Here is an 8283-nt window from a genome sequence, read left to right on the forward strand (position 1 = left end):
CCCCCCCCCCGCCTCCCCCCAACCGGCGCTCCAAACGGGCGTATCCCCCAAAGCCCACCGCAACCGCCGCCCCCCTATCGCCGGGGCCCGCCGGGGCCGCGGCGAAGAGCTCGCTGAGCTCGCGTGTCAGGATCTTCCGCGACCAGTCGTCCGAGACCATGTAGTGCATGGTGATCAGCAGCACATGATCGTCCATCGCCATGCGTACAAGCCGTCCGCGGATCAGCGGCCCGGCTTCTACGTCGAACGTCACCTGCGCTTCATGGCGCATCAACTCCGCGAGCGTCGCCTCCACATCCGCTGCCGCCGTCGGATCGTCTCGTTTCAGCGGCACGCCGACGTTCGCCGGTCCGAGCCGTTGGAACGGCTCGCCGTCCTCCGCCCCGAAGGTCGTGCGCAGCACCTTATGACGCGCCACCAACCCGTCCAAGGCCGGCTGCAGGGCCGCCTCGTTCAGGTCGCCGCAAAGTCTAAGCCCCATCTGAATGTGAACGGCCTCGCTGCCACCCGCCAGACGCGAAAGGAACCAAAGCCGCTGCTGGGGCAATGACACCGGGACCCGCGACGGACGCGGCAAAGCTTCAATTGGCGGGACCGCACTCGGCAGTGCAGCGTCTATCCCATCGATTTGAATCGTGCGAGCAAGTTTCATGTAAACCCCCTGGGCCGAGACTGCGAGACCGCTATCGTCGGAACGGATCCTTCACTGTGTCCCATGCAATCGGCGTGCCACCGAAGAGGTTGTGCGAGCAAGAGAGGCAAAAACATCTGTTTAGCACCGCGCCGGCGGAATACTTGCGCCTCAGTGTGTCAGCTTCCGAACACAGACGTCTTCAATCGGACACGGTTGTCGATGCCGGCTCAATACTCCCCAGAAGTGCCGATTGGATCTTCCCCAGTATAGCGCTGCCGGCGGCGCGTGATCGCCAATGCTTCTCCCGATGGTCGGGAGAGGGATTTCTCAAGATCGGGGAGATGATGATGACACTGGATTTGCATCGGCAGGGCCTGTCGGTGTCGGCGATCGCCAGGGAGAGCGGGATCGACCGCAAGAGGGTGCGCAAATACATTGAGCGCGGGCTCGAGGCTCCGGCCTACGGACGCGCAAGCCGCGTCAGGCGGTGATCGATCCCTTCACGGCCTACCTTCGCGAACGCGTCACGCGATATCCCGGCCTCACCGGAAGCCGGCTTTACCGGGAACTGAAGGACGATGGTTGTGTACGGCCTCGATGCTTCGTCTGGCCGCACGGTGCTGTGTCTCGCTCCCGCACTGGAAACACAGGCCATTCTGGAGCGTCTACAGAAGCTTTCGAAGATATTTGGCACACGAATTGCTGTTGAGAACATCGTTGGACTGATCCGACTGCGGCCCAACTCGGCTTGTGGCGGGGCGTAGGGACATCCGCATTGACCCCAAACCTCTGAAGCGAGTCGGCGACGCGATCGGAGCTGCCCCCTGTACCAAAGGAGAGAGCGTCACCATGGCCGCCACCCAATTCAACCGATCGGCGATAACAAACTTTAGATGCCTCCCTATAGCGTCCGTACCAACCCATTCTGCCAGAAACCTGACTACGCACGCACATTGGCAACACGAAAAGGAGACAATGTCGATGGCATGCTCGAATCATGAACACCGCTACCTCGATGGCCGCGCGTCCAATCCGAATGAACTCGACTGGATGCGCAGTGCGTCGCCGCCGGCGGAACAACGCAACATTTTCCAGAGCGACCACTTCCTCAATTGTCCGCAGATGCGCGAGCTTTTGCCGACTGTCAACTTGTGGCGCTCGGGGGCGGGCCTATGCGGCGCGCGGCGAATGGAATGGCAATCAGCCGATCCTCGCATCTGTTACAGCGGAAGTGCAAAATTGCGGCGTCAGGTGCCAGGGGACGCATGGCTACGGACATCGCAGCCAACAGTGGGTGACGCACGATGAACCGGGCGCATTTTTTGGGGGGGCATGATCGCCACCTTCTCTATGGCGCGCCCAAGGCGGAGATGGTGGTGGGGCACATCTCACCGGTAGCGGGTAAATTCCGGCAATAGTCAAGGGCGATTGCTAACCAGAAAGAAAACCAAGTGCTTCACAAGAATCTCATAGGCATTCTCGGTGGAATGGGACCAGCGGCAACAGTAGATTTTATGTCAAAGATCATAGCTGCAACGCCCGCCACAATAGATCAGGATCATATTCCGCTTATTGTTCACGACGTTCCGCAGATACCAGATCGGTCATCGGCCATTGAGAATGGTCGAGACGATCCTTTCCTGCCGCTGCTTTCAGGCGTTCGCTTCCTTGACGCGGCCGGTGTGGAATTCATCGCAATTCCATGCAATACGGCCCACTATTGGCACGATCGATTGGACCGGGCGTGTCGGGCGACGATACTTCATATCTCCCAGGCGGTGCTTCACGAGCTCCTAGCGACGCCGAACAGGCCGCGCTCGATCGGAATCATGGCGACACGCGGGACAATCGCCGCCGACCTCTACGCCACCGAATTGCTCAAGGCGGTCGATCGCGTAGTCATTCCAGACGAGAAGACGCAACGTCTCATCGACCACTCAATCATATCTGTCAAAGGGCGCACGATGGGTCCCGCGTGCGAGGCAGCAGGCGCCGCGGCTAGGCTGCTGGTCCAGCAGGGAGCGGAGCGCTTGCTTTTGGCATGTACCGAACTTCCTGTCGCTTTTTCAGGGCTTGAGGTCGGGACAACGACGCTCGATGCGACCGATGCACTGGCCCGAGCTTGCGTAAAGGCGTCCCTGGGCGAGTGCCAAATCGCGATGGCGGGGTAAAAAGTTCAAATCGGCATGGGGGCAGTTGCCCTCGCCTTGGGCAGTGCGGGTTGGGTCATCGCGTCGTCCGCGCTTGGCGTGACTATGCGGCTTGCAAGCCTGCGATGAGTCATGGGGCGCACTATTGATCGACTATGCTCACAAAGCGCACTGCGGCTTCGACTTTTGCCTTTGCTGCGCATCGATCTACGTGAGAGGGCGCACCACGCAACGCTTCATCAATTGACAGCGGCATGGCCGAACGTGGTCTCACTATCCCTCCTGCGAGCGTTGGTCGCTTCCTGCATCACGAGGGCAAGAGCTTCAAAACAACCCGTTCTGCCGGCCGAGCAGATCAAGCCAAAGCTCATGCGCCGGCGGGCGCAGTGGATGCGCTATCAGACCCACACTGATCCCACACGCCTGGTCTTGGCATTGCCAACATGGCGCCGTTGCGCGGCTGAGTGTGCGCGGCAAGCGGCTGATGGCCCACGCGCCATAAGGTCGTGGAACAGATTGAGACGCCCTGCTCTCCTGACCCCATCATGCGGCGGCCCAGACAGGAGCAGCTTGACTTCAACGACCAGAGAGGACTCTCAGAACGGATCGACGCCACCATCATTCACCAGACCGATCGACGCGGGCCCTTGCGGAAGTCCACCGGCGTGCTCGCGAAGGAATGCCAACACCCTTGCCGCTCGCCCCATATCATCTGAAACACGCACCTGGAGGACGAACCAGTTTTCGTTCGAGCTTACTGTGCTAGATACGATGAAAACTTCACATGGCTCCGGTAACCTGAATACATTCGTCAAAGCGTGGAAAACCGCCGTAGCTTCTCAATGCCGAGTGGGATGGTACCCAGTCGCGCTGCGCCGTCGTGAGAATTGCATTGTGCTCATAGACGTGTACAGTCACGTTTGACTTGGTTGCGCATTGCCATCAAAAATTGGCACAGATCTCCACCGTTCGTGCCGTTCACCCGTCGTCGCATGAATGGCCCACTTATGTGTTTGCATTTGCCTCTTGAGTGCCGTCATGAATGCACTTTCCGCAAAGAGGGTCGTTGTCGGAAAGCATCATCGCCGCGATACCATGGGATTTCAAAACTATTCATCATTGCATCGATAGAACAAAGTCTCCGAGGGTCACTTCGCCAGTGGCGGATCGCGGCGAAAGCTTCAGCTGAACCGGATCACGGTTGCGAGATACGGATACCGATGTTTCTCGTCTGAACGTAGCCGTCCAATGCTTCCTGACCCTTCTCTCTGCCGTAGCCGGACTGCTTTACACCACCGAACGGTGTTTCTACGCCACCGACAAACCATCCATTCACGTAGACTTGGCCGGCCCAAAGACGATCGGCGGTCCAAAGTGCCCGGTCGAGATCCCGTGTGAACACGCCAGCTGCCAAACCATGATCCGTGGCGTTCGCGAGATTAACCGCCTCTACCGGATCGTCAAACGTAGTCACGGCGAGGACAGGACCGAAGGTTTCATTCTGGAAAAGACTACTGTCTCGCGCAACATCGGCAAACACCGTCGCCGCCATGAAATAGCCGCGCCGCTCGGAAAGTGCTGTTCCGCCGGTCACGAGCCGTGCACCTTGCGAGCGTGCCGTCTGGCAGGCCCGCTCGACACCCTGTCGCTGCCTTTCGGAGATCAACGGTGTGATGTCGCAGTTCTCGCGTCCTGGACCGACCGCGAGTCCTTCCACGCACGCCTTCAGTCGCTCCACCAGCGGGTCTGCAATAGAACGTTCCACAAGCAGACGTGTGAGGCCATTGCAATTCTGGCCGGCATTCACGAAGGATCCGATGCGCACGGCATCCACGACGGCATCGAGATCGGCATCGGCGAACACAACCGCAGCCGACTTGCCGCCCAGTTCCATGATGCAAGGTACGATACGCTTCGATGCGGTCTTAAGGACCGATCGCCCGGTGGCCAGCGAGCCCGTGAAGACGATGTGGCGAACATCGGGATGTTGGATCAGCGCCTGGCCTGTCGTTCGGCCGTACCCAGTGATTACGTTGACTGCTCCGGCAGGCAGCCCTGCGGTCTCGCAGGCACGTGCGATTTCAATTCCGGACAGGGGAGCCAGTTCAGACGACTTCACCACCAATGAATTGCCGGTTGCGATGGCGCAGGCCAGTGAACGGGCCGTCAGTTCCAGCGGGCCATTCCACGGAACGATCTGGGCGGACACGCCGAAAGGACTTCTAACAGTGTAGTCGACTAGGTTGGCCCCGCGTGGGATTGACCGACCTTCAAGCTTATCGGCCAAGCCACCGTAGTACCTCAGATACCTGATGGCGGTCTGAACTTCGCCACGTGCGAATTCTAATGCCTTTCCCGTCTCCATGCAGTTGACTGTCGCGATCTCATCGCCGCACGTCGCGAGGGCGTCAGCAACGCGAAACAGCATGCGTCCACGATCATAGGGATGCATGTCTATCAGAACGCGGTCGCGAAAAACGCGATTGGCGGAAGCAACGGCAAGCTCGACCTCTTCTGGTCCTGCTTCCGCTACGACGGCAAACGTCTCCCCATTTGACGGGTCATCGACCTCAATCCGTCTGCCGGTCGAAGAATCCCGCCACTCCCCATCGATGAAATTCTTGAGCACCTCACTGATAGTCATTCCGCCCCTCTTTCAATATCGCATGAACTATCTTCATCGCATGAACCATTCTCTCAGCAACCATGGTGGGTGTGAATGCTAGTGTTAGCCCGTCGGCGCGCCGGGCCGCTCAGCCCCCAAGTCTATCAGCCGGATCCAAGGGCACCGTCATTCGGCAGAAGCGTCGTCGGGATTCCAGCCGCCGACGTTTCGGTAGGCAAAAAGATCCAGACGGTGTCGCTCCGCCGGAGCTAGCTCCCGCCAGCTTAGTCTCCGGAATGTGTGCTCGCGGAGTCCATAGCGGCCGCAACGTTCGTCCGTGTCGCAAGCAGGGATTGTAACTACTTTCCGCTCATCCTCTCCGCTCACGATCGGGACCCGGCGGACGAATAAGCGCGCAGAGATTGCCATCGATATTACGCGCTTCCACTGTCGAGGGTTGCCGCCACCGCTCCAATGCTGTCGCGGATGATTGACAGGCCACGGCGCAGGTCAGCCTCGGTGATTGTGAGAGCAGTCATGAATTTAAGCACCTCACCGTAGGAGCCCGCGGTCTCCATCACAAGGCCACGACCGAGCGCTTCCTTAGAAACCAGGCCAGGAAGCTCGCGATACCTTCGAGATACGAGGCCGTACATCAGACCGCGGCCCCGAATACTGAGTCCAAGTTTGGGGAAGTCCTTTACGATTGACCCGAGCTCGGCAGCGAGAATCCCGGATTTTCGGGCGATCTCCTCTTCGAACTTGGAATCAGACCAATAAACCTCAAGTGCCGCGCGAGCCGTAACAAAGGCAAGGTTATTACCCCTGAATGTGCCGGTGTGAGCTGCCGGCGCCCAAACATCGTGCTCCGGCTTCATCAACATGAGAGACATCGGTGTTCCGATTGCGGACAACGACTTTGACAAGGTCACGATATCTGGGACGATCTTTGCAGGCTCAAAGCTGAAGAACGTGCCAGTGCGACCCACGCCGGCTTGAATATCGTCGAGGATCAAAAGAATGCCATGACGTGTTGTCAGGTCCCGGAGCCGCTGCAGCCATGAAGTGCTGGCAATGTTGATGCCGCCTTCGCCCTGTATCGCTTCCAGGATTACTGCAGCGGGCTTGTCGAGGCCGCTAGCCGGATCGACAAGAAGCTTTTCGAAATAGTCGAGGGTATCGATATTTTCGCCGAGATAGCCATCGTAGGGCAGCGAAGTGACGTTCGCGAGCGGGAACCCGGCAGCGGCTCGCATCTCCTTGTTCCCAGTTGCCGCAAGAGCACCCGCGCTCACGCCGTGAAACGAGTTTGTAAACGCCACGATGTTTGGCCGGCCAGTCACTAGCCGAGCGAGCTTCAGCGCGGCCTCAACGGCATTCGTGCCGGTAGGACCTGGGAACTGAAGTTTGTAGTTCAGACCTCGCGGGATCAAAATAAAGTTCTCAAAGGCTTCGATAAATGCCCTCTTGGCGGTTGTCGCAAGGTCGAGTCCGTGCACGATTCCATCGCGCTCAATGTAATCAATAAGGAATTGCTTGAATGCCGGGTTATTATGACCGTAATTCAGGGCGCCGGCGCCTGCAAAGAAATCGATGTACTCCCGGCCATCAGCAGCCGTCAGCGTGGTGCCGACAGCATGATCGAAGAGGACGGGAAACGCTCGAACGTAGCTCCGCACCTCAGACTCAAGTCGGTCGAAAAGGGCGAGGCTTTGATCGTTGGTGGGATTGAACGACTTGTTCATGTCGGCGGGCTCCTTGTTGGCGCGGCGATTGACCTGTTTGGCAGCCTGCATCGCGTGCTAGTAGCTTAGGATTGGACTTCAATCTCTGATATAAGCCTAACCCCGACCGTCGGGCGTTTTCCACGAAAGTAAGTGAGTCAGCGCAGGAAGACTGCGTTATGTGGGCGCTAGACGCAGATATCTGGCGCCCTTGACGCCATGATCGTCCAAAACTCGCTACACGCAAAGGAAAGTGGCGAAGAGGCCACCAAAGAAGCCCAGAAACCAGCCGACGGCTCCGCTGACATGCCGGGCTTCGTGCTGCAGGCCCCGTGCAAGCGCTGGGTGCTAGGTGCACAGGAGAGTTAAAGTCGGACCATAGGGGAGGGGACATTAGCTGCGTTAGCGCGATTGAAAGCTTTGGGGCATGACATGGATTTAGCTTCCAATTATGCCGAACCGCGGCTATCAATGGGGATACCGCGCAGTTTTCCTGCGCAACTTTGGACTTCGGCGGAGATGATTGTGGAGCTTGACCGTATTGATCGAAAGATTCTTAACGCCGTGCAGCGCAATAATCGCCTGACGACCGAAGAACTTGGCGGATTGGCAGGAATATCACCCACCGCTTGCCAGAGGCGGTTGAAGCGTCTTCGGGAAGCTCGGGTGATCGAGGCAGATGTTTCCGTGGTTTCACCTGAAGCTGTCGGCCGGCCAATGCTTATGCTGGTTTCAATCGATCTCGAGCGCGATCGATCGGATATCATCGATCGGTTTAAGCAGGCTATTCGGCGCACACCCGAGATTATGAGCGCCTATGCCGTGACAGGCGACGCTGACTTCGTTCTCGTGATCTCCGTCCGTGATCTTGTGGAATACGATGTTTTCACCCGACGCTTTTTCTATGAAAACAGTGATGTAAGGGGATTCAACACCATGGTTGTGATGGACCGAACGAAGGCGTCGTTAGCGGTGCCGATCGACATTTAATGGCGGCGCCGGCAGGCGCATCTGTGATCAACCAGGTGGTCGAAACACCACGTGATTTCAGTAAAGATGACACACCGGCTCCTTTAGAGGCCGTTTTGAAAATCGGCTTGCAGGGGTTTCGTCTGAGGCTGGGGTATGATTCAAGCTGTGGAGGTGGACAAAGCAGAGCCGTGGCCGGAT

The 8283-nt window shown here is 58.2% G+C and carries 5 protein-coding genes and 1 pseudogene; 3 read left to right on the forward strand and 3 right to left on the reverse strand.

The window, feature by feature from the left end; genetic code table 11:
• On the reverse strand, positions 1–652 hold a 652-nt coding region (locus NKJ40_RS31310; protein WP_352469328.1), incomplete at its 3' end, for a condensation domain-containing protein.
• A 323-nt stretch (positions 653–975) separates the two neighbouring features.
• On the opposite strand from NKJ40_RS31310, the pseudogene NKJ40_RS31315 reads away from it, so the two are divergent.
• Positions 976–1217 (forward strand): annotated as a pseudogene (locus NKJ40_RS31315) (IS21 family transposase); the annotation flags it as partial.
• Between the two features lie 868 nt (positions 1218–2085).
• The gene (gene cuyB, locus NKJ40_RS31320) at positions 2086–2805 is read left to right on the forward strand and encodes a cysteate racemase (protein ID WP_352469329.1); all 720 of its coding nucleotides are present in this window, start codon (positions 2086–2088) and stop codon (positions 2803–2805) included.
• 1174 nt (positions 2806–3979) lie between these two features.
• On the opposite strand, the gene NKJ40_RS31325 is transcribed toward cuyB, so the two are convergent.
• Positions 3980–5428 (reverse strand): aldehyde dehydrogenase family protein, encoded by a 1449-nt coding sequence (locus NKJ40_RS31325; protein ID WP_352469330.1) that lies wholly within the window; start codon positions 5426–5428, stop codon positions 3980–3982.
• A gap of 395 nt (positions 5429–5823) precedes the next feature.
• Positions 5824–7134, reverse strand: a complete 1311-nt coding sequence (gene ectB, locus NKJ40_RS31330; protein WP_352469331.1) for a diaminobutyrate--2-oxoglutarate transaminase — start codon at positions 7132–7134, stop codon at positions 5824–5826.
• A gap of 504 nt (positions 7135–7638) precedes the next feature.
• Here ectB and NKJ40_RS31335 point away from each other — a divergent pair.
• The gene (locus NKJ40_RS31335; protein ID WP_352469332.1) at positions 7639–8103 is read left to right on the forward strand and encodes an Lrp/AsnC family transcriptional regulator; all 465 of its coding nucleotides are present in this window, start codon (positions 7639–7641) and stop codon (positions 8101–8103) included.
• Positions 8104–8283 lie beyond the last annotated feature (180 nt).

Source organism: Mesorhizobium sp. M0119 (assembly GCF_040322615.1).
Classification (GTDB): domain Bacteria; phylum Pseudomonadota; class Alphaproteobacteria; order Rhizobiales; family Rhizobiaceae; genus Mesorhizobium.